The 25,701-nt window shown below is 72.9% G+C and carries 20 protein-coding genes; 10 read left to right on the forward strand and 10 right to left on the reverse strand.

Going from position 1 to position 25,701, the window contains the following annotated elements; genetic code table 11:
• Window positions 1-10: 10 nt before the first annotated feature.
• The 8 genes from BIV04_RS10685 to BIV04_RS10720 all read left to right on the forward strand — a co-directional run bounded on the left by BIV04_RS10685 (window position 11) and on the right by BIV04_RS10720 (window position 8,394).
• Window positions 11-433, forward strand: a complete 423-nt coding sequence (locus tag BIV04_RS10685) for a holo-ACP synthase (protein WP_054145435.1) — start codon at window positions 11-13, stop codon at window positions 431-433.
• Window positions 430-1,521: an alanine racemase gene (gene alr, locus BIV04_RS10690; protein WP_071256235.1), complete on the forward strand. Its 1,092-nt coding sequence runs from the start codon at window positions 430-432 to the stop codon at window positions 1,519-1,521. Before BIV04_RS10685 ends, alr (BIV04_RS10690) begins: the two co-directional genes overlap by 4 nt.
• A complete protein-coding gene (gene alr, locus BIV04_RS10695; RefSeq protein WP_071256238.1) occupies window positions 1,518-2,654 on the forward strand; it encodes an alanine racemase in 1,137 nt (378 codons plus the stop codon). Before alr (BIV04_RS10690) ends, alr (BIV04_RS10695) begins: the two co-directional genes overlap by 4 nt.
• Window positions 2,651-3,172: a tRNA (adenosine(37)-N6)-threonylcarbamoyltransferase complex ATPase subunit type 1 TsaE gene (tsaE, locus tag BIV04_RS10700; protein ID WP_369825315.1), complete on the forward strand. Its 522-nt coding sequence runs from the start codon at window positions 2,651-2,653 to the stop codon at window positions 3,170-3,172. The genes alr (BIV04_RS10695) and tsaE overlap by 4 nt, the downstream gene beginning before the upstream one ends.
• Window positions 3,173-3,342: 170 nt before the next feature.
• Complete coding sequence (locus tag BIV04_RS10705) at window positions 3,343-4,731, forward strand: polysaccharide biosynthesis tyrosine autokinase (protein WP_177174806.1); 1,389 nt, start codon at window positions 3,343-3,345, stop codon at window positions 4,729-4,731.
• Window positions 4,728-5,843, forward strand: coding sequence for a glycosyltransferase family 4 protein (locus BIV04_RS10710; protein WP_083396356.1), 1,116 nt, complete (start codon window positions 4,728-4,730; stop codon window positions 5,841-5,843). The genes BIV04_RS10705 and BIV04_RS10710 overlap by 4 nt, the downstream gene beginning before the upstream one ends.
• 47 nt (window positions 5,844-5,890) lie before the next feature.
• Entirely contained in the window at window positions 5,891-7,390 is a 1,500-nt protein-coding gene (locus tag BIV04_RS10715) for a lipopolysaccharide biosynthesis protein (RefSeq protein WP_218141846.1), read from the forward strand.
• Window positions 7,387-8,394, forward strand: a complete 1,008-nt coding sequence (locus BIV04_RS10720) for a glycosyltransferase family 4 protein (protein ID WP_143048667.1) — start codon at window positions 7,387-7,389, stop codon at window positions 8,392-8,394. Before BIV04_RS10715 ends, BIV04_RS10720 begins: the two co-directional genes overlap by 4 nt.
• A gap of 43 nt (window positions 8,395-8,437) precedes the next feature.
• Here the strand turns inward: BIV04_RS10720 and BIV04_RS10725 are convergent, their stop codons facing one another.
• The 6 genes from BIV04_RS10725 to BIV04_RS10750 all read right to left on the reverse strand — a co-directional run bounded on the left by BIV04_RS10725 (window position 8,438) and on the right by BIV04_RS10750 (window position 14,893).
• Entirely contained in the window at window positions 8,438-9,142 is a 705-nt protein-coding gene (locus tag BIV04_RS10725; RefSeq protein ID WP_071256547.1) for a response regulator transcription factor, read from the reverse strand.
• Window positions 9,139-10,407, reverse strand: a complete 1,269-nt coding sequence (locus BIV04_RS10730; protein ID WP_143048668.1) for a sensor histidine kinase — start codon at window positions 10,405-10,407, stop codon at window positions 9,139-9,141. The genes BIV04_RS10725 and BIV04_RS10730 overlap by 4 nt, the downstream gene beginning before the upstream one ends.
• 100 nt (window positions 10,408-10,507) lie before the next feature.
• Window positions 10,508-11,740, reverse strand: a complete 1,233-nt coding sequence (locus BIV04_RS10735; RefSeq protein ID WP_071256243.1) for an ATP-binding protein — start codon at window positions 11,738-11,740, stop codon at window positions 10,508-10,510.
• Between the two features lie 89 nt (window positions 11,741-11,829).
• Window positions 11,830-12,921 (reverse strand): acyltransferase, encoded by a 1,092-nt coding sequence (locus BIV04_RS10740; RefSeq protein ID WP_071256244.1) that lies wholly within the window; start codon window positions 12,919-12,921, stop codon window positions 11,830-11,832.
• Window positions 12,918-13,949 (reverse strand): acyltransferase, encoded by a 1,032-nt coding sequence (locus BIV04_RS10745; RefSeq protein ID WP_071256245.1) that lies wholly within the window; start codon window positions 13,947-13,949, stop codon window positions 12,918-12,920. Before BIV04_RS10745 ends, BIV04_RS10740 begins: the two co-directional genes overlap by 4 nt.
• On the reverse strand, window positions 13,946-14,893 hold the full coding sequence (locus tag BIV04_RS10750) for a glycosyltransferase family 2 protein (protein WP_143048670.1): 948 nt from the start codon (window positions 14,891-14,893) through the stop codon (window positions 13,946-13,948). The genes BIV04_RS10745 and BIV04_RS10750 overlap by 4 nt, the downstream gene beginning before the upstream one ends.
• Before the next feature lie 76 nt (window positions 14,894-14,969).
• Between BIV04_RS10750 and BIV04_RS10755 the strand changes: the two genes are divergently transcribed.
• A complete protein-coding gene (locus BIV04_RS10755; protein ID WP_255364259.1) occupies window positions 14,970-15,971 on the forward strand; it encodes a glycosyltransferase family 2 protein in 1,002 nt (333 codons plus the stop codon).
• Between the two features lie 2 nt (window positions 15,972-15,973).
• Here the strand turns inward: BIV04_RS10755 and BIV04_RS10760 are convergent, their stop codons facing one another.
• The 3 genes from BIV04_RS10760 to BIV04_RS10770 form a co-directional block, all read right to left on the reverse strand.
• A complete protein-coding gene (locus tag BIV04_RS10760) occupies window positions 15,974-17,038 on the reverse strand; it encodes a glycosyltransferase (protein ID WP_071256247.1) in 1,065 nt (354 codons plus the stop codon).
• Window positions 17,035-21,756: a LamG domain-containing protein gene (locus BIV04_RS10765; RefSeq protein WP_071256248.1), complete on the reverse strand. Its 4,722-nt coding sequence runs from the start codon at window positions 21,754-21,756 to the stop codon at window positions 17,035-17,037. The genes BIV04_RS10760 and BIV04_RS10765 overlap by 4 nt, the downstream gene beginning before the upstream one ends.
• 114 nt (window positions 21,757-21,870) lie before the next feature.
• Entirely contained in the window at window positions 21,871-22,521 is a 651-nt protein-coding gene (locus tag BIV04_RS10770) for a hypothetical protein (RefSeq protein WP_071256250.1), read from the reverse strand.
• A gap of 165 nt (window positions 22,522-22,686) precedes the next feature.
• Here BIV04_RS10770 and BIV04_RS10775 point away from each other — a divergent pair, with 165 nt between their 5' ends.
• The gene (locus BIV04_RS10775; RefSeq protein WP_071256251.1) at window positions 22,687-24,249 is read left to right on the forward strand and encodes a glycosyltransferase family 39 protein; all 1,563 of its coding nucleotides are present in this window, start codon (window positions 22,687-22,689) and stop codon (window positions 24,247-24,249) included.
• On the opposite strand, the gene BIV04_RS10780 is transcribed toward BIV04_RS10775, so the two are convergent.
• A complete protein-coding gene (locus tag BIV04_RS10780) occupies window positions 24,197-25,546 on the reverse strand; it encodes an O-antigen ligase (protein WP_071256252.1) in 1,350 nt (449 codons plus the stop codon). The genes BIV04_RS10775 and BIV04_RS10780 overlap by 53 nt on opposite strands.
• Between the last annotated feature and the right edge of the window lie 155 nt (window positions 25,547-25,701).

A 25,701-nucleotide genomic window follows, 5' to 3' on the forward strand; every position in this document is an offset into this window, starting at 1 on the left:
GGGTGAGGACGTGATCGTGGGCATCGGCGTCGACGTCGTCGACCTCGAACGCTTCGGCCGCTCGATCGAGCGCACCCCGGCACTCGCGACGCGACTGTTCCGGGCCGACGAACTCGTCCTGCGTGACGGCAGCCCGCGCGGGCGCCAGTCGCTGGCGGCCCGTTTCGCCGCCAAGGAGGCGCTGATCAAGTCCCTGGGCGGCTCCACCGGGGTGCGCTGGCACGACGTCGTGGTCGTCTCCGACGACCAGGGAGCCCCTTCGCTCGTGCTCAGCGGGGGAGCACGGTCGCTGGCGGACTCGCGGGGCGTCGCGCGCCTCCACCTGTCGCTCAGCCACGATGGCGGGGTGGCGGTCGCCTACGTGGTCGCCGAAGGCGACGGCCGCGGCGCTGCCGACCACGACGACGCACACCACGAAGGGGCAGACCGATGACCCACGACGTCACCATCACCGTCGACACGGCCGCGCTGCGACACAACGTCGAGGTGCTGCGGGCGGCCGTCGCACCGGCGGCCGTCATGGCCGTCGTCAAGGCCAATGCCTACGGCCACGGTGCCGTCGAGTGCGCCCGGGCCTTCGTCGAGGCCGGCGTCGACTGGCTCGGCGTGGCCGACCTGACCGAGGCCGTGGCCCTGCGACGAGCGGGTGTCGAGGCGCCCGTGCTCGCCTGGCTGCACGCTCCCGACGAGGACTTCGTCGAGGCCGCCGCGCTCGGCATCACCCCGGCGGTGTCGAGCGTCGACCAGCTCGAGGCGGCCGTGGCGGCCGGCGTCCGCGCGGTCCACCTGGCGATCGACACGGGCCTGAGCCGCAACGGGGCCGTCGAGTCCGAGTGGCCCGAGCTGTTCGAGCGTGCGGCCGGCCACGCCGCCGTCGTGCCGGTCGAGGGCCTCATGACCCACGTGTCGAACGCCTCGTCCGAGGAGGACGGCCTGCAGACGGCCCGCTTCGCCCGCGCCTCCCAGATGCTCGACGAGCGGGGCGTGCGGCCACCCCTGCTGCACGTCGCCGCCTCGGCGGCGGCGCTCGACTACGTCGGCTCGAGGGCCACGATGGTGCGCTTCGGTCTCGCGAGCTACGGGCTCAGCCCCTACCCCGACCGCACGTCCGCCGAGCTCGGCCTGCGTCCGGCCATGACCGTCACGGCACCGGTGACCACCGTCAAGCGCATCCCGGCGGGCGAGGGCGTCTCCTACGGCTACCTCTTCCGCCCCGAGCGCGACACGTCCATCGCGATCGTGCCCGCCGGGTACGCGGACGGCATCGACCGGGCCGCGAGCGAGCGCGCGTCCGTGACGATCGGCCGGCGCACCTACCGGGTCCGCGGGCGCATCGCGATGAACGCCCTCGTGATCGACGTGGGCGACGACCCCGTCGAGATCGGCGACGAGGTCGTGCTGTTCGGCGACCCGGCGCTGGGTCGGCAGTCCGCCGCCGACTGGGCCGACGCCATGGGCGGCATCACCTACGAGGTCGTCGCGTGCCTGGCCGCCGGCCTCACCCGGAGGTACACCGCATGAGCGCCGCGACGTCCCTGCGCCGGGCCACGGTCGACCTGGCCGCGTACCGGGCGAACCTCGAGTCGTTGATCGCCCGTCTCGACCCGGTCGAGATCCTGGCCATCGTCAAGGCCGACGCCTACTCCCACGGGGCCGACGTGCTCGTGCCCGAGGCCGTGGCAGCGGGCATCCGCTGGTTCGGCACGGTCGAGCTCGCGCCGGCCCTGAGGATGCGACGTCTGGGCATCGGAGGCGACGCCTCGTTCTTCGCCTGGCAACTCAGCCCGTCCGACGACCTCGAGGCCGCCGTCGACCTGCACGTCGACCTGGGGGTGTCGACCCTCGACCAGCTCGAGTCCGTCGCTGCCGTCGCGCGGGCACGCGGTGGTGTCGCCCTCCTCCACCTGACGATCGACACCGGGCTGCACCGCGAGGGCTGCCTGCCCTCGGACTGGCCGGCCTTCGTCGCCCGTGCCGTCGAGTTGCGCGACGAGGGCGTGGTCCGCCTGCGCGGCATCTTCTCGCACGTCAGCGAGACGAGCGAGGCCGACGACCAGGCCGCGGCCCGGGTGTTCGAGAAGGCCGTGGCCGACGCCGAGGCGTTCGGTGCCACCGTCGAGAAGCGGCACATGTCGTCGAGCTCGGCCGCGCTCGAGCACCCCGAGCGGCGCTTCGACATGGTGCGCATGGGGTCGAACGGCCTGGGCATCCCCGTGACCGAGGGCGTGACCGCCGCGGACCGCGGGCTGCGTCCGGTGCTCACGCTGAGCGCGTCCGTCGTCAAGGTCAAGCGCGTCGCCGCGGGCACCGGGGTCTCGTACGACTACACCTTCCGTGCTCCGTCCGACACGACGCTCGCGCTCGTGCCCCTGGGCTACGCCGACGGCGTCAGCCGCCGGGCGCAGGGGGCGGTGCACGTCGTCGTGAACGGTGCGCCGCGGCCGATCGTCGGCCGGGTCGCGATGGACCAGTTCCTCGTCGACATGGGCGACGACCCGGTCGCGGTCGGCGACGAGGTCGTGCTGTTCGGCCCGGGCGACCGGGGCGAGATGACCATCGGCGAGTGGGCCGACGCCACCGGCACGATTCCCGAAGAGGTCGCCTGCCGCGTCGGCGCCCGGGTGCCGCGCGTCTACGTCGGCGGCCGCCCGTGACCACCCCGGGCCGTCCCGTCGAGCTCGCCGTCGCCGACGCCGACGCCATGGAGGCGCTGGGACGTCGGGTGTCCGGCCTGCTGCGAGCGGGTGACCTGCTGGTCCTCACCGGACCGCTCGGTGCCGGCAAGACGACCTTCACGCGCGGCCTGGGCGAGGGGCTCGAGGTCCGCGGCCAGGTGGCGAGCCCGACGTTCGTCCTGGCGCGCACGCACCCGACCGCGTCGGGCACTCCCTTGGTGCACGTCGACGCCTACCGGCTGTCGGGCGAGGCCGAGCTCGACGACCTGGACCTCGACTTCGAGAACTCGATCGTCGTCGTCGAGTGGGGTGCGGGGCTGCTCGACGGGGTGTCCGACTCGTGGCTCGACGTCGTGATCGAGCGACCGACGGGTGCCCGGGATGTCACCCCCTCGAGCGATCCCGTCGACGAGCCCGACGAGCCCGACGAACCCCGCCGGGTGACGATCACCCCGCACGGGCCGCGCTGGGTGGGTGTGGAGCTGCCCGTCCGCTGACTCGGCCGCCGGCCGAGGGCGGCCGGCCGCATCCCCCCACCGGGCGGTCAGCGGGTGAGAGCGGGTGATCCCACGCGTGCGGCCGCCGGGGCGCCCCCGTCGGGGGGTCATGGCCCCCGTTCGCTGCGGGTATGCTCGCCAGGTTCAACCACTTAACCCGGGAGTGTCAGTTGGATCCTCAGCACTACTGGCGCGCGCTCGTGAAGAGCTGGCCCGTCATCCTCGTCCTCGCCCTGCTCGGCGGTGCGGCCGGTTACGGCTACGCCCAGACACGACCCGACAGCTTCCGCTCGACCAGCAGCGTCTTCGTCTCCGCCGCCGAGGGCTCCGACCCGAACGAGCTGCTCCAGGGCTCGTCGTACACGCAGAACCTCGTGCAGAGCTACACCCGCCTGGCCACGTCGACGGTCGTCCTCGAACCGGTCATCTCCGACCTGGGGCTCGACCTCACCCCGGTCCAGCTGGCCCGGCAGGTCACGGCCGAGAACCCGCTGAACACCGTCATCATCGACGTCACCGTGGTCGACTCCGACCGTCAGCGGGCGGCCGACATCGCCAACGCCGTGACCCGGTCGCTCAGCGACGAGGCCCGATCGCTCTCGCCCGAGAGCGCGGCCGGCCTGTCGACGCTGAGCGTGGCACCCATCGCCGAGGCCACGCCGCCGAACTCGCCCGCGGGCCCCAACCGTCGCCTCATCGCACTCACCGGGCTCGCCATCGGTGCGGCCCTGGGCATCGTCTTCGCCCTGGTCCGCTCCGTGGTCGACACGCGCCTCCGCTCGACGGCCGACGTCGACGAGCTGCGCGTCGCCCCCGTGCTCGGCAGCGTCGCGCGCCGTCGCCGCGGCAGCATGGCGTTCGCCGACGAGCCCCAGGGCGCGGCGGCCGACGACTTCCGTCGCATCCGTGCGCAGCTCCAGTTCTCGGACGTGGACGCGGTCGCCCGGACGATCGCCGTCTCGTCGGTCAGCACCGACGACCGTGAGAGCCGCGGTGCCGTCGTCCTCGACCTGGCGCTGGCCTACGCCGAACGCGGCCAGTCCGTCCTCGTGATCGACGCCGACCTCCGGGGCGGCGGACTCGCCGACCTCGCGGCCGTGTCGGACGAGACGGGCCTGACCGACGTCGTCGTGGGGCGTCTCGAGTTCGCCGACGCCGTCACGCCCTGGCGCGACCGGGTCGACGTCATCCCCACCGGCGAGGTGCCCCCGAACCCCAGCCCGCTGCTCAGCTCGAAGTCGATGGCCCTGTTCGTCGAGTCCGCGCGCGAGCGCTACGACGTGGTCATCGTCGACACCCCCGGTGTGCTCAGCTCGTCCGACGCCCTCGAGCTCGGCCGCTTGAGCGACGGCGTCGTGCTCGTCGCCACGGTGGGCCACTCGTCCCGCGGCCAGTTGGTCCAGGCCGCCCGGGCGTTGACCGGCGTCCAGGTGCCCGTGCTCGGCATCGTCCTCGACGGCGTCTCCGAGAGCGCACAGCGTGCCGGTGGCGGCCCGTCGGCGCCGAAGGCTCCGATCTCCTCCCGCCCGGCCGGCGGTCGGGGCGTCGACGCGCCGTGACCGTCGCTCGGCCGTCCCGGGGGGCCGCACCGCGCCTCCCGGCCGTCCGGTTGTACGAGTCGCTGCGCACGGCGCATCTCGAACGGGCCCACGAACTCGCCCCGGCCAGCATCGTCTACCGGGTGACGCGGTACGACTTCGACGCCTCGCTCGCCGAGGGCCTCGACCTCGTGCCGGCCGGCCCGGTGCGCGCCGCCTGGCTGATCGCGCGGTCCGAGGTCGAGACCCTCGAGGTCAACGAGCCGCTGATGACGTCGAGCCTGCCCGCGACCGCGCTCGTGCTGGCGGCCCTGGCGGTGCGACGTCGGATCACCGGCCGCCCGACCACCGTGGTGAGCTACCTGATCGGCAACGCCGACCCGTTCACGTCGGCGACCGCTCCCCGGCTGCGGACGCGACTGCGCCGACGCGGTGAACGCGTGCTGGCCCGGGCGGTCTGGCGCCGACTCGACCGGGTGGTCTTCGGGACGGAGGCGGCGCGCGAGACGTACACGCGCCTCCTCGGTTCTCCGTCGCCCCGGGCCTCCGTGGCCTCGGTGCCCGCGCTGCCGACGCGTCACCAGGACGCCCGCGGCGGCGGGGTCCGTCCGCCCTCGGTCGCGTTCGTCGGTTCGTTCGTCGAGCGCAAGGGACTGCGTGTGCTGGCGGCGGCCTGGCCGCTCGTCGTCGCCGCCCGCCCGCAGGCGACGCTCACGCTGCTCGGCAAGGGCGCCCTCGAGCAGGAGGCGCGGGCCCTGTCGGCCACGGAGCCCTCGGTCGTCGTCGAGGTCGACCCGTCGCGCCCGCGCATCCACTCCGTGCTCGACGAGGCGCGCGTGCTCGTGCTCTGGTCGCAGCCGAGCCCGACCTGGCGCGAGCAGGTGGGACTGCCGATCGTCGAGGGGCTGTCGCACGGTTGCACCGTCGTGACGACGACCGAGACCGGCCTGGCCGACTGGCTCGACGCCCACGGCCACGTGGTCGCGTCCGACCCGCGTTCCCCTCAGGTGCTGGCCGACGCGATCGTCGCGGCGCTCGACGCGGGCCGCGCCGCCGACGACGTGCTGGCGGACCTGCCCGACCGCGACGGACGCCTCGCCGCGGACGACCGACTGTTCGGGCGCGCCTCGTGAGCCGGTCGGCGACGGGCTCGGCCGGTCGTCCTCGGCGGGGCGGCGCGATGGCCGCCGTGGGCTCGACCGCGGCGATCAAGGTGATCGTGATGGGGCTGTCGGGCGTGCTCGGCATCATCACGAGCCGCATGATCATCCAGAACTTCGGCACCGACGCCTACGCCCAGTACGGGCTGCTCTCGACGTTCCCCACCCTGCTGCCCTTCGCCGACCTCGGCATCGCGGCGATCGTGATCAACGCCGTGGCCGGGTCGTCGTCGGTCCGCACCGACGACTTCGTCAAGCGCTCGATCGTCACGGCCTTCCGCGTGCTGCTGGTGTCGGGCGGCATCATGGTCGCGGTCGCACTGATCATCACGCTCGCCGGCTGGTGGCCCGTCTTGCTCGGTGAGGGGCTGCTGCCCGACGGCGGCTCGCTCGCGGCCGGTCTCTGTCTGGCGGTGTTCGGCCTGGTGATCCCGCTGACGGTCGGCCAGCGCATCCTCGTGGGGCTGAAGAAGACCAGCACGCAGGTGGCCAGCCAGGCCGTCGTGGCGCCGTTCATGCTGCTCGCGATCGGCTCGGCCGTCATGTTCAGCGCGCCGATCGGCAGCTACCTCGCGGTCGTCTCGTACGTGGCCAACAGCCTCGTCTCGGTGATCTGCCTGATCGTGGCGGCCCGCGCGCTGTCCCCGCAGATCGGACAGGCCGTCAAGCTCGTGCCACGCGTCCGCAGCTACCGTGGCGTACCCGCCCTGGGCCTCGCCTGGCCGATGCTCGTGCAGATGATCGCGCTGCCGGTCGCGATGCAGACGGGCCGCCTGCTGCTCAGCCACCTCGCCGGTCCGGACGAGCTCGCGCAGTACAACCTCGCCTCGCAGCTGTTCGGCATCGTCCTGCAGACCGTCGCCGCGGCAGGCATCGCGCTCTGGCCGGTCTACGCGGCGGCCCGGTCGGCCGGGCGGGTGGAGTCCCCGACCGTGCCGACCCTGTGGTTCCTGCTCGGGGGACTCGTGCTCGGCACCGCGCTCGCCGTGCTGAGCCCGTTCCTGGCGCGGTTCGTCTCGGGCGGGGCGATCACGCTCGACGGCTGGATGCTCGTCGGCTTCGTCGTGTTCGTCGGCCTGCAGGCGGCGAAGTACCCGGTCGGCATGTACATGACCGACAAGACCGGACTGGTCTTCCAGGTGCTCCCGATCGTGCTGATGGTCCCGCTCAACCTCGGGCTGTCGTGGTGGTTCATCGGGCTGGTCGGTGCGGCAGGGCCGGTGCTGGGCTCGGCGATCTCGGTGGCGCTCTGCCAGCTCGTGCCGAACCTCTGGTACGTGTCGCGCGACCTGGGGCGGCGTCGGGCCGAGGCCGCGGCTGGCGGCGCTGGTGGCTCGGGCGACGATTCCGGCGTCGACGACGACGCCACGGTGGGCACGGCGGGCCTCGACGTCGACGAGCAGCGTGGTGACGAGACCGCGACCGACCAGGCCATCGCCGAACGAGCGGTGGCCGAGCGGGCCGCCGAGGAGCATGCGCGCGACGGCCGTACCGGTGACGACGAGAAGGAGGCGCGGTGATCGAGGTCCTCTTCGCCCACGAACGCGACGTGGCCGGCTGGGCCGCCGACCACGCGGCGGGACGCCGGCCCGGCCTCTGGCCCTACGGCCTCGAGGCGCTGCGCGACTCGGCCCCGGAGGCGCGCCTCGCGTCGGTCACCGAACCCGGCCGCCTGCAGGTGCTGCGCGACCGGGTGGTGCCGCGCCGCGCCTCCTCGTCCGGGGTCCCGTCGAGCGACGTCGGGGTGACCTGGGACGAGAACGTCGCGCGGCGGATGCTGCTGACGCGGCCCCACGACCGGATGTTCACCGGGGTGATCTGGGTGACCGACCGGGTCGAGCGCGGGCAGGACGTCGGGCGCATGCGCGACGTGCTGCGACGGATGAGCGGGCTCTGGGTGATCAGCCGGGGGCAGGTCGAACCGTTGCGGCGGTTCGTCGGCGAGGACGGTCCGCCGGTCGGGTTCTTCACCTTCGGGGTCGACGAGGAGTTCTTCGCGGCGCGACCGTGGCCCTCGCGACCGATGGTGCTGAGCATCGGGGGCGACCGCGACCGGGACCCCGCGACGCTGTTCGCCACGCTGGCGCGCGTGCACGCCGCGCGGCCGGACGTCGAGCTGGTCGTGCAGACGACGAGCGACGCGGCACCGCCCGAGGGCGTCACCGTGGTGCCGCACGTCTCGCACCGCGAGCTGGCCGAGCTGTACGCACGGGCCTCGGTCGTGGCCGTCGCGACGCGGGACAACCTGCACGCGTCGGGCATGACGGTCAGCCTCGAGGCGATGGCGACGGGGCGGCCCGTCGTGATGACGAACACCCCGGGCATCGAGGACTACGTGGTGCACGAACGCACGGGGTTGCTGGCGCCGGTGGGGGACCCGTCGGCGCTCGCGGCGCACGTGCTGCGGCTGCTCGGCGACGAGGCCGAGGCCCGGGCGTTCGGCGCGGCCGGGCGGGCCCTCGTCGAGGAGCGGTTGACGACGCGGCACCTGGCGGCGTCGCTGGCGGAGTTCGTCGCGGGCTGAGGGCTTCGGGTCCGGCTCTGCTCGGCGGCGTGCCCGGGCTCCGCTAGTCGGTCGTCGTCGCCACGGGCCGTGTGCCGTCGGGGCCGGCCGCACGGACGACGAGCGCCAGCTGGACCCGGTTGCCGACGGCGAGCTTGTCGTAGGCGTGGCCGACGTGGGTCTTGACGGTGGCGACGCTGACGAAGAGATCGGCGGCGATCTCGGCGTTCGACGCCCCCTCGGCCACCGCGACGGCCACCTCTCTCTCGCGGTCGGTCAGGAGGGCCAGTCGGGCCCGGGCATCGGCGGCCGAGCCGGACTCGTCCGGGCCGGCGGCCCGGGTGGCGGCGGCGATCACGCGGTCGAGCACGGTCGGCGACAGGATCGAGCGTCCCCGGGCGACGGCGAGTACGGCGTCGACGAGCTCACCCGGCGGGGTGTCCTTCACGAGGAATCCGCGTGCCCCGCGGTGCAGGGCCCCCAGCACGAGGTCGTCGGCCTCGAAGGTCGTCAGCACGATCACCCGCAGGTCGGGTCGTCGGGCCAGCTCGCGCTCGGTCGCCTCGAGCCCGTCGCAGCGGGGCATGCGGATGTCCATCAACACGACGTCCGGTGCCGTGCGGGCGATGACGTCGGCGGCGTCGAGTCCGTCCACGGCCTCGCCCACGAGTTCGACGTCGACGTGCCCGCCCAGGATGAGGCGGAGTCCCGACCGCACCAGGGCGTCGTCGTCGACGACCACGACCCGGACCGGACGCTGGCCGGTCATCGCGTCCACGGCAGGTCGGCCTCGACGACGAAGCCGTCCCCGTCGGGGCCCGCCCTGAAGTGGCCGTCCACCAGGCGCACGCGCTCGGCCAGCCCGGCCAGGCCGTGGCCCGTGCGGTTCTCGGTCGTGACGTCGGGTGCGGGGTTCGTGACGCGGATGCGGACGACGTCCGTCGTGGCGACCGCGACCGACACCCGGATCGGCTGTCCGGGAGCGTGCCGCCGGGCGTTCGTCAGGGCCTCCTGGACGATGCGGTAGGCGTGTCGACCGACGGTGGTCGGCACCTCGGCCAGACGCTCGGCGTCGTCGATCGAGGACGTGACCGACGACCCCGCCTCACGCGCCTCGTCGACGAGGGCGTCGAGCTCGAGCAGCGTGGGTTGAGGAGGCGCGGTGACGGTGACCTCGGAGGCCCCGCCCGCCTCCGGGTCGCGCAGCACCCCCAGCACGTCCCGCAGGTCGGAGAGCGCCGAGTGGGCCTCGGCCCGGACGACGGCCGCGGCGGCGACGGTCTCGTCGGGGTCGAGGTCGCGGCCCCGGTACTCGAGCGCCCCGGCGTGCAGGGCGACGAGGGAGAGCCGGTGCCCGAGGACGTCGTGCATCTCGCGGGCCAGGTGGGCCCGTTCTCCGTCGCGGGCCCGCTCCTCGCGCAGCGCCTGGTCGCGCTCGACGAGGCGGGCCCGCTCGCGCAACGAGGAGACGAGGGCGCGTCGCGACCCGATCACCACGCCGACCAGCGCGAGGAGCGCGTAGGCGAGGACGATGGCACCGAGGACGACGGCCGTCCACCCGACGGAGGTTCCGTCGTCGGTCGAGCGGAACACGACGAGTTCCGCGACCACCGTGGCCGCGACGAACACGGCTCCGGCGGCCACGATCTCGCCGGGGCGTCGGCGCGTGGCCAGCGACACGACGGCCAGGGCGGCGGCCCCGACCGCGAGGGTCGAGAACGAACCCAGACCGACGACGACGAGGGTGACGGCGAACGGTGCCCGGTGACGGAACGGGACGAGGACGAGGGCGGCCGACCCGGCGAGCACGTCACCGACGATGCTGGCCCCGACCCGGGCGTCGCTCCAGCCGCTCATGTCGGTCGACGGCCAGACCACGGCGAAGGCCACCAGCCCGGTCATCAGGGCGACGCCGAGGCGCCACGACCCCGCCCAGAGCCGACGGGCCCGGGACGGCCTCGGGTCACCCACCGCCCCGTCGCCGTCGTCGGTCGCGGGCGTCGCGGTCTCTGGCCGTACGGTGGCTGTGCTCATGGGTCGAGCATAGGAAGCGTCCGGCGGGCGGGGATCGACCGATGGTCGGAGATCGCGGGACGCGCCGCCTTGCGCGAGGAGCGGCGACTCCCGCTCGAAGTCAGCCCGCTCGGGGCCAGTCCGTCGTCAGGTAGGCCTCGACGGCACGGTTGCGGAACGCGTACGGCTTGCCCCGGCTGACCACGCCACGCACCGTGTCGAGCCGTTGCGAGGTGGGCCCGAGCTGGGTGCCCGAGGCCAGGCCCATCGCCTCGGCGATCGCGTTCAGGGTGCGTTCTGCGGGGGGCAGCGACGCCATCGCCCTCAAGAACTCGTGCTCGCGCGGGGGGAGGCGGTTCAGGATGCGCTCGACGTGGGCCGACGCCTCGCTCTCGGCTCCGCGCCAGCCGGCCACGACGTCCTCCTCGGAGACGACGGGTGCCGTCGCGACGTTCCACGCCCGCTGGCCGGCGAGCTGGAACAGGAAGGGCTCTCCGCAACTGAGGGCCGCGATCGCCTTCGCCGCCGCAGGGTCCATGCGGACGGTCTCGACGGCACCGTGGTCGCCGGCGGTCTCCCACCCCGCGATCACGAAGGGCTGGAGTGCCTCGAGGATGTCGCCCTCGTCGAGGGGGCCGAGTGTGACGGTGCGGAACCGTCGGGCGAAGGTCGCCCCTTTCCGAGCACCCGCCATGTCCTCGAAGTCGGGCAGGCCCGTGAGGTAGACGGCGACGGGCAGGTGGCGGGACACCGTGCCTCCGCCGGGCACGGTGACCTCGACCTCGTGCGACAGGGCGTCGCCGAGGGCGATGAGGAGCTGTGAGAGGGCGGCCTCGTCGCCGATGTTCTGCACCTCGTCGACGTGGATCATCACGACGGCGTCCTGCTCGATCGCCGCCTGACCCAGTTCGACGAGGAGTTCGAAGAGGGCCGTGAAGGGCTCGGGGCCGTCGGCGCCGCGGGTCGTCACCGAGAAGCCGGTCACGGCCACCTGCTCGACCCTGGCGAGCAGGTCGAGGACCCCCCTGCGGGTCGAGGTGCGGAGCCCGGCGCGGTCGGCCAGTCGCAGGACGGCGGAGGCGATGATCTTGAGGGGATCGGCCCCGGTGGGCATGCGCAGCTGCGGCGTGACCCAGTCGCCGGCCTCCGCGGCGTCGCGGGCGATGCGGCGGACGAGGCTCGACTTGCCGGTGCCCGGTTCGCCGAGGATCGTCCGTCCTGTCTCGTACAGGCCGGCGTGCCGACGGGGGCGCAGGATCTGGTGCCAGTCGCTCAACTGCTCGATTCGACCGGCCCACACGTCGGGCACGACATCGGAGCCTGCCTGGAACGGGTTCGTGAGGGGAGATCGCATGGCGATAAATTTATCAGACCTCGTGTCGAAGGTTGGTAAATTTATCACCGGCCTCCTGCGCAGAGGGAGCGCCACCGCAGGTGAGCGGATCAGCTCCGGGCAGTCGGAACGGGCTCGGGTCGCCTCGGCCCGTCGATCGCGCGCGTCTCGAGCCGCGCCTTGAGCCCGGCCACGGGGCGCTCCACGAGTACCCAGCTGACGACGCCGGCCACGATCGACAGGCCGACGGTCGTGAAGGGCACCTCCGGGGCGCCGCCGTCGCGGAGCCACCAGCTGATCGGGTAGTTCCAGAGGTAGACCGCGTAAGAGATCGTGCCGAGTGCGACCAGCGGCCCGAGCCCGCGGGGCACGACCACCCACTCCTTCAGCTTCCACACCACCAGGACGGTGCTCACGCCGATGGCGGCACCGCCCAGGAGGTACGTGACGAGATGGTCCTTCGCGTCCGGCACGAGCGACATCGCGACCAGCGCGATCGCGCCCACGAGAGCGGCCGGAGCGGCTCGTCGCCCACCGATCAGGGCGTCGAGGCGTGGCTCGCCGAGCTTCGCCGCGGCGCCGACGACCATCGATATCGTCCACGTCGTCGGGTAGTTGTAGATCGTCCCGATGTCGTCCCGGTGCCACGCCACCGTGGCGACCAGCAGCACGACGAGGACGACGGCGGTGACCGCGACGAGGAGGCGCAGCTTGCGGTAGCGGACGCCGACGAACACGATCAGCGGCCAGACCAGGTAGAACTGCTCCTCGTTGGCGAGGGTCCACAGGTGGCTGAAGTTCGGGCTGCCGTGGTTGAACAGCGGGATGTTCATCGTGTAGGTCAGGGCGACGCCGATCGTGCGGGGCACGAAGCGACGGGTGTCCGAGACGTCGAGCAGCCCCTCCATCACCACGAGACCGACGAGGACGAACAGAAGGGCCGGGATCAACCGGAAGAACCGGTTGCGGTAGAACCGCCCGTAGCGGATGCGACCGAACCGCCGCACGTCGTCGGCGAGCAGGCCGGTGATGAGGTAACCGCTGAGCGTGAAGAACACGACGACGCCGACGATGCCCGCCCCGCCGAACAGGTCGGGCCACGAGTGCCTCAGCAGCACGAGCAGGATGGCCGCGCCGCGGAGCAGGTCGAGTCCCTGGATGCGACGGTGCACCGGGACGGCGGGGAGGGGGGTGGCGGTCATGGCCGTGCTTTCGAGGAGGGGGTCTGTCGTCGTGCCGGCCAGGCGTACAGTCCGGCGACGAGTCGCGACCGGCGCGAGAGTCGCACCATCACCCACGGGGCGGCCAGGCCGGCGACCAGCAAGAGGACGATCATGAGGGTGCCCTGGTGCAGTCCGAGCGCACCGAGGACGTGCACGCCGAGGGTGACGACGATCCAGTGGGTCGTGTAGTACACGATCGAGTCGCGGCCCATGGCGCTCAACCCCCTGCCCACCGGGGTCGACGCGAGACGGCTGCCGAGGGGGACGGCCACGAGGACGAGTCCCACCACGCCGATCGCGGCGACGAGGTCGTAGCGGAGTCCCGGCAGCTGCGTCGACGCGACGGCCGTGCCGAGCGCCGCGACGGCCCCGAGCGCGACGACGACGCGACGCCGGGCGAGGGCTTCGAAGGCGTCCCGGTGGCGCGCCGCCGCGTCGCCCAGGAAGAAGAACGCCAGCAGGAAGGTCACCCGGGTCCAGCCGTCGCCGTCGTGGACGAGCACGCTCACGACGAGCAGCACGGGCACCGCAGCCGAGCGCACCGCCGCCGGGACGACGAGGGCGACGACGTAGAACGCCAACAGGTACGCGAGGTACCAGGTGTAGGTCGTGGGGGAGAGCACCAGCTCAACGAGCCGACCGGGGCCGTAGTTGCCGTCACCGGCCACCGAACTGCCCGCCCACAGGAACACCACGATCACGGTCGTCCACACCAGCCAGGGCCAGCCGATGTGCCTCAGCTTGCCGACCAGGTACGTCCTCGGCGGCTTCTCGAGCGAGCGGGCCAACAACAGGCCCGAGCAGAACATGAGCGTCGGGATGCGGAAGGGCGCCAGGGCGTCGTTCAGCACGACGGCCCACGCGGGCGCGGCCACGGAGTCCACCTTCATTGCGATCACGACGTGGTAGAAGACGACGAGCAGGACGGCGAGCCCCCTCGTCACGTCGACCCAGTGCAGTCGACCGGGCCTCGGCGGCGCCTGCGTGGTGCCCGCGGCCGCCGTCACGACGGGGCTCCCGGCGCCGCGGCACGGCGCCGCAGCTCGGCCGCCACGATGCGACGCCCCTCGAGCACGGCCCGCAGCCCCACGAGCAGCGTGCCCGGCGACCGCACGAACTGCCGCCGCCCGCCCTGCAGCAGCACCTCCCACGCGATGCGCGGGGTCAGGCGTCGCCACCGGCGCAGGTCGTCGTCCCCGAGGTGCTTCGCGGCGAACAGCAGACGGTTGCGGATGTTGTGGCGGTAGTACCCGGCCGACTTCGCCTGCCCCGACCGGTCCGCCCCGCCGGCGGTCTGCGTGCCGCCCTCGGCGTGGACGACGGTGACGTCGTCGAGCAGCCGCAGCGCGCCTCCTGAACCGACGACGCGGCGCGACAGGTCGACGTCCTCCCAGTACAGGAAGTAGTCGTCGTCGAAGCCGCCGCAACGCTGCCACAGCTCGTCGCTCAGCACGAGGCAGGCGCCGCTCAGCCACTCCTCGACGCGGGCGCCGGGCAGCCGTCGCCGTCGCGACCGGATGCGCCCGTCGTCCAGGTACAGGTCGCTGCCGGCCGACCAGACGCTGCCGTCGGGGCGCAACACGGTCGGCGCGCTCATCGTCAGCGATTCGGACGAGGAGGCGCGGTGCAGCGCGGCGAGGGCCCCCGCGTCGGCCACGGCGTCCGGGTTGAGCAGCACGTGGTGGCGCGCCCCGGCCTCGCGGGCCCGGGCGACGCCGAGGTTGACCCCGGTGCCGAAGCCCTCGTTGCCGGCGGGTGCCACGAGGTGCCAGCCCTCGGCCGCGGCCAGTTCGGTGACCCGGGCACGCTCCGCCGCACCGGACCAGTTGTCGACGACGACCACGACGAGGCCCTCGGTCACCCGCGAGACGGGCGCGAGGTTCTGCCGCAGCAGGTCGGTCGAGCCGTAGTTGACGACGACCACCGAGAGGCCGGCGAGCGACTCACCCACGGTTCGTCCCCCGTCCACCCGCAGGAGGCGCGGTGGGCGACCCGACGCCGGTCACCGACCTGACATGCTGGGGGCCGTGACGACCGACCCGACCGCCCCGCGCCTCCTGACGATCGCCGTGCTGACCTTCCGCCGGCCGCGTGATCTCGACGCGGTGCTGCCGCTGCTCGTCGAGCAGGCCCGCGGCGTGCGCGGACTCGGCGTCGAGGCGCGCGTGCTCGTGGTCGACAACGACGCGAGCGGGTCGGGGCGCGCGCGTGTCGAGGCGGTGGCGCTCGCCGCGGCCGGCCCGGGTGACGATGCCGAGCCCGTGACGGTGGACTACGTCGTGGAGGCGACCCCGGGCATCGCCTCGGCCCGCAACCGGGCGCTCTCCGAGAGCGGCGACGGCGACCTGCTGGTCTTCATCGACGACGACGAGCGGCCGTCCGAGCAGTGGCTGCACGCGCTGGTCGCCCTGCAGGCCGAGACCGGCGCCGCGGCGGTCGTCGGCCCCGTGCGCAGCGAGTACGAGGTCGAGCCCGAGCCGTTCATCGTCGAGGGACGCTTCTTCGTGCGCCGCCGACTCGCGACCGGCACGTCCGTCGACGTCGCCGCGACCAACAACCTGTTGCTCGACCTCGCCGAGGTGCGCCGCCAGGGGCTGACGTTCGACGTCGCGCTCGGTCAGCTCGGCGGCGAGGACACCCTCTTCACGCGGAGCCTGGTCGCGGGTGGCGGCGCGATCCTGTGGTGCGCCGAGGCGGTCGTCACGGACGTCGTCCCCGCTCACCGGGTCACGCGGCGCTGGGTCGTGCAACGCGCCTACAGCAGCGGCAACGGCTGGAGCCTCACCTCGGTGATGCTGTCCGCGCGAGGGGCCTCGCGACTCGGCACGCGCCTCCGGCTGTCGGCCAAGGGCGGCGTGCGGGTCGTCGGCGGGCTGGGCCGGTACGCGCTCGGCACGGTGTCCCGCCCTCTCGGGCGACGGTCGCTGGGGCAACGCGCTCGCGGCATCCGCACGATGGCCCGGGGCGCCGGCATGGTGGCGGGCGCGTGGGGCGCGGGGTACCGGGAGTACGGCCGCGTCGACGGCTGACCTCACGGGCGGACCCGACGTCCGTCGACGACGCCTCGACCGCGGACGGCCGCGATCGCACGACGGTACGCCGCGACGTGCGCCTCGCCGGCACGGTCCCAGTCGCGGGCCGACAGGTCGGGGCGGGCGTCGTCGTCGAGCTGCGAGGCCGCGTCGAGCGCGTGCTCGACGTCGTCGGGACCGAGGTCGTCGGCGTACTGCCGGACCCAGTCGGCACCGACCTCGTCGGCCAGACGGGCGTTGACCTCGTTGGCGGGCACGAGCACGGGCCGGCCGAGCGACAGGGCCGTCAGCACACCGCCCGAGTTGTGCATCTCGCGGTAGGGGAGCACGACGAGCTCGGCCCGGCGCACCACGTCGATGAGGGCTTCGTCGTCGAGGAACCGCAGGTCGAGGCTGACCCGGGGGTCGTCGGCCGCGAGCTGCTCGAGGCCGTGGGCCAGCTCGGGCGTCGAGGGCTTTCCGGCGGCGTGCAGTCGACGGTCGTCGCCACGCACGCCACGGAAGGCCCGGACGAGGCCGTCGACCCCTTTGTAGCGACGGATGAAGCCGAAGTACGACACCCGGCCGGCCTCGCGGGACGGCCACGGCCAGCGGGCGAACCAGTCGACGTAGTGGCCGTGGGGGATGAGCGCGCCCAGGGCGTCGGGGTGCTCGGGCGTCTCGTCGTTCAGCCGCACCCAGAGCGTGGTGCGTCGCTCGATCCAGCGCAGCAGGACGCGCTCGCGGCGGGAGATGCCGCTCGGCAGCTCGAGGTTGTGCTCGGTGCGGACGATCGGGGTGCGCGTCAGTCGCAGCTTCGTCACCAGGGCGACGGTCAACGCCTGACGCACGAGCGCCTTGAGCGGGCTCTGCCCCGAGACGAGGATCTCGGGCCAGTGCACGTGGAACACGTCGTAACGGCCGAGCAGCGCGCCCTTCCAGTCGAAGGTGCGCACCTCGACCCCGGGCACCGCGCCGACGGCGTCCCGGAGCATCACCAGGTAGGGGTTCGTCGTCGGTCGCGGTCGGGGGAACGACTGCTGGACGACGAGCCTGCTCGGGAGCCCCGGGACGACGTCGGTCACGGCTTGAAGACGCTCAGGTCGTCGAACGAGACCGTCTGCGGGGCGTTGGTGGTGCTGCCCGAGGCGTAGGCGCCGAGGGCGACCCAGCCGGGAGCCTGCAGCCCTGCGTACGTGTCGGTGGCCGACACGGTCCACGCCGTCGGCTCGGTGGCGCCGTCCGCCCAGACCTTGGCGCGGATCGTCGTCGTGCCCGAACCGCTGACCTCGAGGCGCACGTTGATCTTTGCCCCGGGGGCGACCTTCCCCGGCACGAGGGTTTCCGACACGAGGGCGGTGCCCGAGGTCGACCCCTTGAAGGCCGTGAGCGCGACCACGACCGAGCCGTCCGGTCGGTACCGCAGCGCCGCCCGGTACTCGGTGTTCGCGGCGACCTTGCGACCGGTGACGTACACGTAGGTGCCGCCGCCCGTCGCCGCCTTGTCGAGGCTGACGCTCGTCCGCAGATCGTTGTCGATCGAGCTGACACCGGTCAGGGCCATCGAGGTGTTCCAGCCGGCGGCGCCCAGGAACTGGGTGCCGACGCCGTTCGCGACCGAGTACTGCGAGGCCTGGCCCGTGCGCGTCCAGGCGCCGCCGACGTCGGCCGAGCCCCAACCGTTCGTCGCCGAGCGGCCGAAGCCGTCCTGCGCGACCGCCGTGACCACCGGAGGCGCGGTGACCGTCACCGTGGAGGTGCGGGTGCCCGTGGCCCCCTTGTCGTCGGTCACGACGAGGGTCACGGTGTACGTGCCGCCGGTGGCGAAGTCGTGCTTCGCCGTGCTGCCGGTCGCCGTGCCGCCGTCGCCGAAGTCCCAGGCGTAGGCGGAGACGGTGCCGTCCGGGTCGCTCGAGGCGCGTCCGTCGGCGGAGACCGAGAGCTTGTCGGTCGCCGTCGTGAACGATGCCGTGGGGGCCGCGTTGGGGATCGGCGCGACCGTCACGGTGCCCGAGGAGGTGCCGGTGGCTCCCTTGTCGTCGGTCACCGTCAAGGTCACGGTGAACGTGCCGGCAGCGGCATACGTGTGCGAGGCGGTCCTCCCGATGGCCGTGCCGCCGTCTCCGAAGGTCCAGGCGTAGCCGGCCACGGTCCCGTCGGGGTCGGTCGAGGCCGACGCGTCGGTCGACACCGCCAGACCCGTCGCGGTGCTCGTGAACGACGCCGTGGGGGCGACGTTCGCCGGCGGGGCCGGGGCGACGGTGACCGTGCCGGTGGAGGTGCCGGTGGCACCCTCGCCGTCGGTCACCGTGAGGGTCACGGTGTAGGTGCCGGCCGCGGCGTAGGTGTGGCCGGTGGTCGAGCCGGTGGCTGCGGCCGTGCCGTCACCGAAGTCCCAGCGGTACGACGCGATGCCACCGTCGGCGTCGGCGTCGGACGAGGCCGTTCCGTCGACGGCGACGACGAGGTGGTCCACTGTCGAGGTGAAGGAGGCGGTGGGCGCCGCGTTCACGCGGGGCGCCGTCACCGTCACGGTCGCGGTCGAGGTGCCGACGGCTCCTCGGTCGTCGGTCACGGTCAGCGTGACCGTGTACGTGCCGCCCGCCGCGTAGGTGTGCGAGGGCTTGACCCCCGACGCCGCGGCGCTTCCGTCCCCGAAGTCCCAGGCGTACGAGGCGACCGAGCCGTCGCCGTCGGCCGAGGTGCTGCCGTCGAAGGCGACTCCGAGGCCGGTGGGTGCCGACGAGAAGGCGGCCACGGGAGCCGCGTTCGGCTTGTTCGCGCCGAGCGCGTAGTGCTGCGCGACCGTCGTGGCGTCGAGGGGGCGTGCGTAGACCGCGGCCTCGTCGAGGCTGCCGGCCCAGTATCCCGAGCCCGAGTTCCACGAGCTGTCGCCGCCGAGGCGCCAGTACCCGCGGTAGCCGTCCGACGCGGTGGTCGGGTTCGACCCGACCTGGGCGCCGTCCACGTAGAGCTTCATGCCCTCGGACCCCTGCGTGGCGACCACGTGGTGCCAGCGACCGTCGTTGTAGCTCGCCGTGCTGCTCGCGAGGTTCATCCGGCCGGTCCAGTTGCCGAACTGCAGGCGACCGTCCTGCTCCATGTAGACGTGGCGGTCGTAGTTGCCGCTGTAGCCGGTCTGCTGGTTGCCGAAGCCGATCAGCTTGCCGCCCGAGGTCGTGGTCGTGTTGAACCAGGTCTCCAGCGTGTAGCTGTTGGGTGTGTCGTACGAGGTCGTCGTCGCCACCCCGGCGTCCTGCCCGTTGAACGTCGCGGACTTGCCGGTGCCGCCCACGGCCGACGGACCGCCGGTCGTCAGCCCGCCGGTGGAGACACCGTTCGTGCCGACCGGGGAGGAATCGGTCGCGACAGCGGACGAGTCACCGTCGAGACGGAAGTACGCCTCGGGGTCGTCCTGGAACACCCGGGCGCCGTAGGCGTCCGTGGGCGACGTCGGCAGCTTGCTCGTGCGTCCCGAGGCGACCCACTGGCCGTCGACCTGCTGGGGGCTCAGGGCCTTCGGGTACACCGACACGTCGTCGATGTCGCCCTGGAAGTACGGAGCACCGTCCCAGTTGTTGTCGCCACCGATGCGCCAGTAGCCCGTGTAGTCCTGGGCGCTGGTCGTCCCGGCGTCGGTCGCGATCTTCTTGCCGTCGACGTAGAACGACTGACCGGCCGAGCTCAACGTGCCGACCACCTGGTGCCACTGGCCGTCGTTCAGGGCGGTCGGGCTCGTGATGATGCGGCTGGCGTTCGGGTACACGCCGAACGAGACACGGCCCCGGGGGTCCATGTAGAGGTGCCGGTCGTACGAGTTCGAGTTGCCGGTGCGGTTGCTGCCGAAGCCGACGATCTTGCCGCCGGTGGTCGACGTCGTGCGGAACCAGGCCTCGACCGTGAAGGTCTGCGGGCCGGTGATCGCCGACGCCGTCGACGAGAGACCGGTGTCCGTGCCCGAGAAGGTGCTCGCGCCGTCCTGGTCGGACGTGGTCTGACCGGTGGCGCCACGGGTCACGCCGCCCTGCGCCTGCTGGTCGTCGTAGCCGACCCAGTCGTAGACGGTCGAGCCGCTCTTCTCGCCGAGGCGCCAGAGCGACGTGGCGCCGTCCGCGGCGACCTGCTTGGCGTAGGGAGAGACCTTGTCGGCGGTCACCGTGACGTTCACGCCGTCCCCGAGGACCGTGTTGCCCAGGGGATCGGTGGCGCGGATGCGGTAGCCGTGGGTGCTGCCGGGGGCGAGGTCCTTGTCGACGAAGCCGAGGGCGGGGCGTTTCCAGAAGGTCGAGGCCGAGGTGGTCGTGTAGACCGGGTTCGTGAGGTCGCCGTCGCGGTACACCGCGTACGTCAGGTTCGCGTTGTCCTTGTCCCAGTTGGACTGCCAGCTGACGCGGACGGTTCCGGACGACAGCGAGACGAGGTTCGGGGTGAAGAGCGCACCCGACGCCTCGGGGCCCATCTTGTTCGGTGCGATGCTCGACACCGCGAAGCGCACGAGGCCGTTCTGCGCCTTGCCGTTGACGGAGGGGAACTCACCGCCGTACACGACGTACTTGTCGTTCGCGGCGACGCTCCACGGGCCCTGGCTCAGGCCGGTGTAGGTGCCCGTGGCGAAGTCGGGGAACCAGTTGAGGATGCTCGGGGCCGGGGTGCCGGCGAAGTTGTAGTAGCCGTAGGGGTCGTTGCCGACCGTGCCGGTCGCGGAGTCGCTGAAGGCCATCGCGCGCTGGAAGGTCCAGGGATCGGTCTGCGGCTGGCCGCCGATGTTGCCGCAGTAGTGCGGGTGGCCGGCGACGAAGACGGCGGTGCTGTTGGCGGCCACCGAGTAGGTGTCGCCGTGGCAGTCCTCGACCCAGGACAGGTCGCCGTTCCAGTTGGCCTTGAAGGCGCCCTCGAGTCGACCGCCGCCGCCGAAGGTGTAGCCCGAACCGTAGAACCCGTTGGCGGTCGCGCTCAGGCTGTAGATCGCGGCCTGGCCACCACCGTTGCGGATGACGTCGTTGGCCTGCAGGGGCAGGTTGGCTCCGGTCGACGAGTCGACCATGGCGAGGCCGTAGCCCGGCTGGGCCGACCCGTTGACCGATCCGAACGAACCGCCCAGGACGATCTTCGACCCGTCGGGGCTGGTCACGAGGCCGAGCACGTCGCCGTTCGCGATCTGGGGAGCCCAGGGCAGGTTGGTGCCGTTCGAGGCGGTGACCGCCGCGGCCTTCACTCGGGTGTCCTTGCCCACGCTCGAGAACGCTCCGGCGAAGTAGACGTTCGGACCCACGGCGGCGATGGCGTTGACCGACGCGTTCGTGCCCGGGTTCCAGCCGCTGATGACGGCACCCGTGGTCGGGTCGAGGGCGGCCAGTCGGTACTTGTTGGCACCGTTGACCTTGGTGAACGCGCCGCCGATGTAGATGCGCTTGCCGTCCGGAGAGGCCGCGATCGCCTTCACCTGCTGGTCGATGACGGGCGCGAAGGTCGTCGAGAGCGCACCGGTCGTGATGTCGTAGGCGAGGAGGTAGCTGCGCGGCACCTCGTTGACGCCCGCGGGGGAACCCGCCGGGCGCGCCTTCGTGAACTTGCCGGCGGCGTAGACGGTGTTGCCCACGATGACCTGAGAGAAGACCGAGCCGTCGATCTGGGGTGCCGGCAGCGCGTCGGCCGTGACGGTCGCCGGGGTCGACGGCGACGTCGGGTCGGCGGGGGCGGAGTCGGCCGCAGCGGGCTGCACTCCGACCAGGACGGACAGGAGCACAGCAGACGCAGCGACGATCGCGGGCAGGCGAAGGCGCGACGAGACAGATCTTCCCATGGGGAGGCCTCATTCGGGTCGGGTAGGCGACATCGGCATTCGGGTACCGATGGCTTGACGACTATAAGGTCCCCCCAAGGGGGGACAATGGCCCCCGTTGTGGGTACAGGGGTTCTACGAGGTCGATCCCTCGAAGACGACGACGGGCACGTCGACGGCGTAGTCGAAGGTCAGCCGCAGGTCGTCCTGCGCGTCGGCGGGCACGGCGAACACGAAGACGCCCGTGGCGGTGGCGCCGGCCGCGACCGAGGCCGGGAACGAAGAAGTCCCGGTCGAGAACGTGTTGGCCGGTGTCCGACCGGTGCCGTAGGCCAGGTTGACGACGACGGTCGACAGGTCGACGGGGGCCGTCGACGCGTTGTACACCTCCAGCTCGGCGCGGACCGCGGGGCCCGACACCTCTCCGGGCAACGTGGCCTCTCCGTCGACGCCGTCGAGGCTTTTCACCCGGACCGTCACCCCGTCCACGACGGAGGGCGACTCGTCGAGGCCGACGGGTGGTGACTCGGGTGTGTCGGGGCCCGCCGCAGGAGGCGCGGTGTCGGTCGGAGCCGTCGTGCCGCCTTCCGAGGGCGCGGCGGCCGAGGGCGACCCCGACGTCGTCCCGGCGGCGCCGGGCTCGTCGCCTCCGCCCGAGACGGCGGGCACGATGACGAAGGCGACGAGCAGCGCGAGCAGGACCACGACGGCGCCGGCGACGACGACGAGGCGTCGGCGGGATCGGGGGGTGGTCGGCTCGGTGGGCGTCTGGTCGTCCGACGACATGGCGGCTCCTCGTTCGGGTGGGCCCGTCCCGCCGGACGCCGGCGGGGTCCAGGGCCGCTGCTAGCATGCCAGCACTCCGGGCCACCCGCACCCGACCCGTCGGTCCGGTCGCCCTCTCCCTCGCCCGAGGCGACGGCTCGCGGTCGGCCACGCGTGAGGACGGCCATGACGACCACCACCCCGACGACGACCCGCCCGACCGGGTCGCCGGCGTCCTCGCGACGCCCCCGCGCCTCCTCGATCGGCGTCCCGCTCGCGCTCGGTCTGGTCGGCACGGCCGTGGCCCTGGTCGGCTCGTCGACCGTGTCGCTCTGGACCGACGAGGCCGCCACGGTCTCGGCCGCCACCCGGTCGCTGCCCGAGCTCTGGGCCCTGGTGCAGCGCATCGACGCGGTGCACGCCGCCTACTACCTCGTGATGCACCTCTGGACGAGCGTCGCGGGCATCTCGCCGTTCGCCCTCCGGCTGCCGAGCGCGATCGCCGTCGGCGTCTCGGTCGTGGGCGTGCACCGTCTGCTCGTGGTCCTCGGCCGCCCGGACGCGGCCGTGGTGGGGGCGGTCGTGGCGATCGTCCTGCCGCGCATCACCTGGATGGGCATCGAGGCACGGTCGTTCGGGCCGAGCGCGGCCTTCGCCGTGTGGGCGACCGTCCTCCTCGTCGTCGCCCTCCGCCGAGGAGGCACGGGTCGTTGGGTCGGGTACGCCGCACTCCTCGGGATCGGGACGGCCCTCAACATCTACGTCGCCCTGCTCGCGGTCGCGCACGCCGTCACGGTCGTCGTCGCCCGGGACGTCACGATCCGTCGTCGTCTCGCCTGGCTCGTCGCGGCGGCGGGAGGGGGCCTCGCGGCGTCGCCGGTGGTGCTGCTCGCGGCGGGGCAACAGGGGCAGCTGGGCGACAACCGGCTGGGCCTGGTCCAGATCGCGCGGGGGGTGGTCGTGAACCAGTGGTTCCTCGGGGGGACGCCGACGCGGGTGACGTCGACCGCGTCGCCGACCGAACCCTGGGCGCTCGCCTCGCTGGGGCTCGCCCTGGTCGGGTGGGCCCTGATCGTGCTCGCGGTGGTGGCCGGTCGCCGACGTGACGGGCGCCGGGCCCTGTTCGCGCTCGCGCCCGTCCTCGTCGTTCCGACGGTCGTCGTCGTGGCCTACAGCCTCACCGTCAGCCCGCTCTACAACCCGCGCTACTTCACCTTCGCCGCCCCCGTCTGTGCCGCGCTCGTCGGGCTGGGCGTTCTCGCCCTGCGTCGCCGGGCGGCGCGGGTGGTCGCGGTCGTCGCGGTCGTGCTGCTGTGCGTCCCCGTCTACGCCTCGCAGCGACAGGTCACGGGCAAGAGCGGGACGGACTGGGCCGAGGCCTCGGCGGTGGTCGACCGCGGATCGGCACCGGGAGACGGGGTCTACTTCGCTCCCCTCGACGACGGGACGGCGACGGTCGTCCGGCGGACGACCGACAACGTCGAGGTCACCTACCCCGAGGCCTTCGAGGGGCTCGTCGACGTGACGAGGCGGTCCGACGCACTCGACGAGGACAGCCTGAGGGGCACCTCGTGGCCGCTCGGCTCCGACCGGTCCCGCCTGACCGAGGTCGACCGGCTGTGGGTCGTCGAGCCCGACGACCCGCCGACGGGGCTCGAGGACGACGAGGTCCTGGCCAGGGAGGGGTTCGTCCGGGTCAGCCGGTGGTCGGGCGGGATGACTGCGGTCGAGGAGTGGGCGCGGCCCTGACGTCGTCGGGGACCTCGGACGGCATCCCCGGATCGTCGTCCGTCCGTCGGCGGGCCAGCGGCAGGAACGCGAGGCCGACGGCGAGGATCAGGGTGGTCAGGGCACCGTAGAACGGCGAGAAGAACACGTTCCAGATGCTCTGGGCCGAGGCGTAGAGCATGATGCCGCTGGCCGTCCCCTCGGCGATGCGCCGGGCCATGCCGACGGCCAGCACGACGAGCATGAACGCGACGAGGACGAGGCCCGCGACGCCGGACTGCGACCACAGGTTGCCCACGATCGAGTGCAGCTCGAAGTTGCCGCCGAACATGAACCGCTCGACGTAGCCGTTGTTCGGCTGGTAGCCGATGCTGCTCATTCCCTCTTTCGCGACGCGGATGTCCTCGGGCGTCGGGACGGCGCCGGCGCCGAAGCCCCAGGGGTGGTCGCGCATCAGCGCGAGGGTCGCGGCGAGTTCGGGCCGTCCGCCCAGGATCAGCGACCCCGACACGCGCAGCTGCTCGACGCTGCGGGACTGGGCGGCCTGGCCGAGGTAGCCGTCCAGGATGAGTGCTTGGCCGAGCTGGAAGACGGCGAACCCCAGGGCGGCGAGACCGACCAGCACCGCGGGCGCCGACGGCCGACGGTGCGGACGGACGATCGCCATCTGGGCGAAGACGAGGATCGCCGCGAGCAGCAGCAGCCCGAAGGCCGAGCGGAAGTCGTTGAGCGCCGCGACGACGGTGAGCACGAGCAGCGCGGTGAGTTCCCACCGACGGCCCAGTCGGGCGGCCAGCGCCAGGATGATGACCGTCGCGGGCAGGGCGAAGCCGAACTTCCAGGGGTTGCTGGCGAAGAGTGCCGTGGTCGGCGTGAGTTGGAGCGCCAGGCCCACGCCGAAGAAGAGGGTGGCCCACTGCGGCCCCAGGACGTCGCTGGCCCAGAGGAACAGCCCGATGCCCAGCAGGGCGCCGAGCAGCAGGACCGTCATGGGGACGGCCGACGCGCGGTCGACCTCGTGGTCGACGGCGTTGGCGATGCCGAGCCACACGCCGGCGACGGCGGCGAGGGCGCCGACCGCCATGAACGAGACCCCCCATCGGCGGCGGCGCACGGCGCCCCACCAGACGGGCAGCAGCGCCACCGCGACGACGAAGCCGAGCTGGACGCCCTGGGGAAGGGGATAGCGCATCCCGAGGGCCACGAGAGCCGCCGCGGCCAGGACGCGCACCCAGGTGCGGGACTCGGACGCCACGAGGGACGGGGTCCAGGACGGGGTGGTCGTCCGGACCCTCGGGTCGAGTCGCGGCTGCGTCATGCGTGAACTCTAGGCGACCCCGCATCCGTCGACGGCACCAGTCCGGGTGCCCCTCGGACGGTTGCCACCCGAGGGGGAGCCACCACGACGGGGGCTGACGGAGGGTTGCGGACTGCGCCTGAATGTAACAAGATCTCGTCTTGTCCTCGGAGCGG

Source organism: Frigoribacterium sp. MCBA15_019, assembly GCF_001864945.1.
Lineage (GTDB): Bacteria > Actinomycetota > Actinomycetes > Actinomycetales > Microbacteriaceae > Frigoribacterium.

What these genes read in the sequence shown, in the direction of transcription:
- BIV04_RS10735 (WP_071256243.1), bottom strand. Translation starts at nt 11,740, where the DNA reads ATGCGATCTCCCCTCACGAACCCGTTCCAGGCAGGCTCCGATGTCGTG.
- BIV04_RS10770 (WP_071256250.1), bottom strand. Translation starts at nt 22,521, where the DNA reads ATGTCGTCGGACGACCAGACGCCCACCGAGCCGACCACCCCCCGATCC.
- BIV04_RS10765 (WP_071256248.1), bottom strand. Translation starts at nt 21,756, where the DNA reads ATGGGAAGATCTGTCTCGTCGCGCCTTCGCCTGCCCGCGATCGTCGCT.
- BIV04_RS10730 (WP_143048668.1), bottom strand. Translation starts at nt 10,407, where the DNA reads ATGAGCACAGCCACCGTACGGCCAGAGACCGCGACGCCCGCGACCGAC.
- alr (WP_071256238.1), top strand. Translation starts at nt 1,518, where the DNA reads ATGAGCGCCGCGACGTCCCTGCGCCGGGCCACGGTCGACCTGGCCGCG.
- BIV04_RS10775 (WP_071256251.1), top strand. Translation starts at nt 22,687, where the DNA reads ATGACGACCACCACCCCGACGACGACCCGCCCGACCGGGTCGCCGGCG.
- BIV04_RS10780 (WP_071256252.1), bottom strand. Translation starts at nt 25,546, where the DNA reads ATGACGCAGCCGCGACTCGACCCGAGGGTCCGGACGACCACCCCGTCC.
- BIV04_RS10740 (WP_071256244.1), bottom strand. Translation starts at nt 12,921, where the DNA reads ATGACCGCCACCCCCCTCCCCGCCGTCCCGGTGCACCGTCGCATCCAG.
- alr (WP_071256235.1), top strand. Translation starts at nt 430, where the DNA reads ATGACCCACGACGTCACCATCACCGTCGACACGGCCGCGCTGCGACAC.
- BIV04_RS10725 (WP_071256547.1), bottom strand. Translation starts at nt 9,142, where the DNA reads ATGACCGGCCAGCGTCCGGTCCGGGTCGTGGTCGTCGACGACGACGCC.
- BIV04_RS10715 (WP_218141846.1), top strand. Translation starts at nt 5,891, where the DNA reads ATGGCCGCCGTGGGCTCGACCGCGGCGATCAAGGTGATCGTGATGGGG.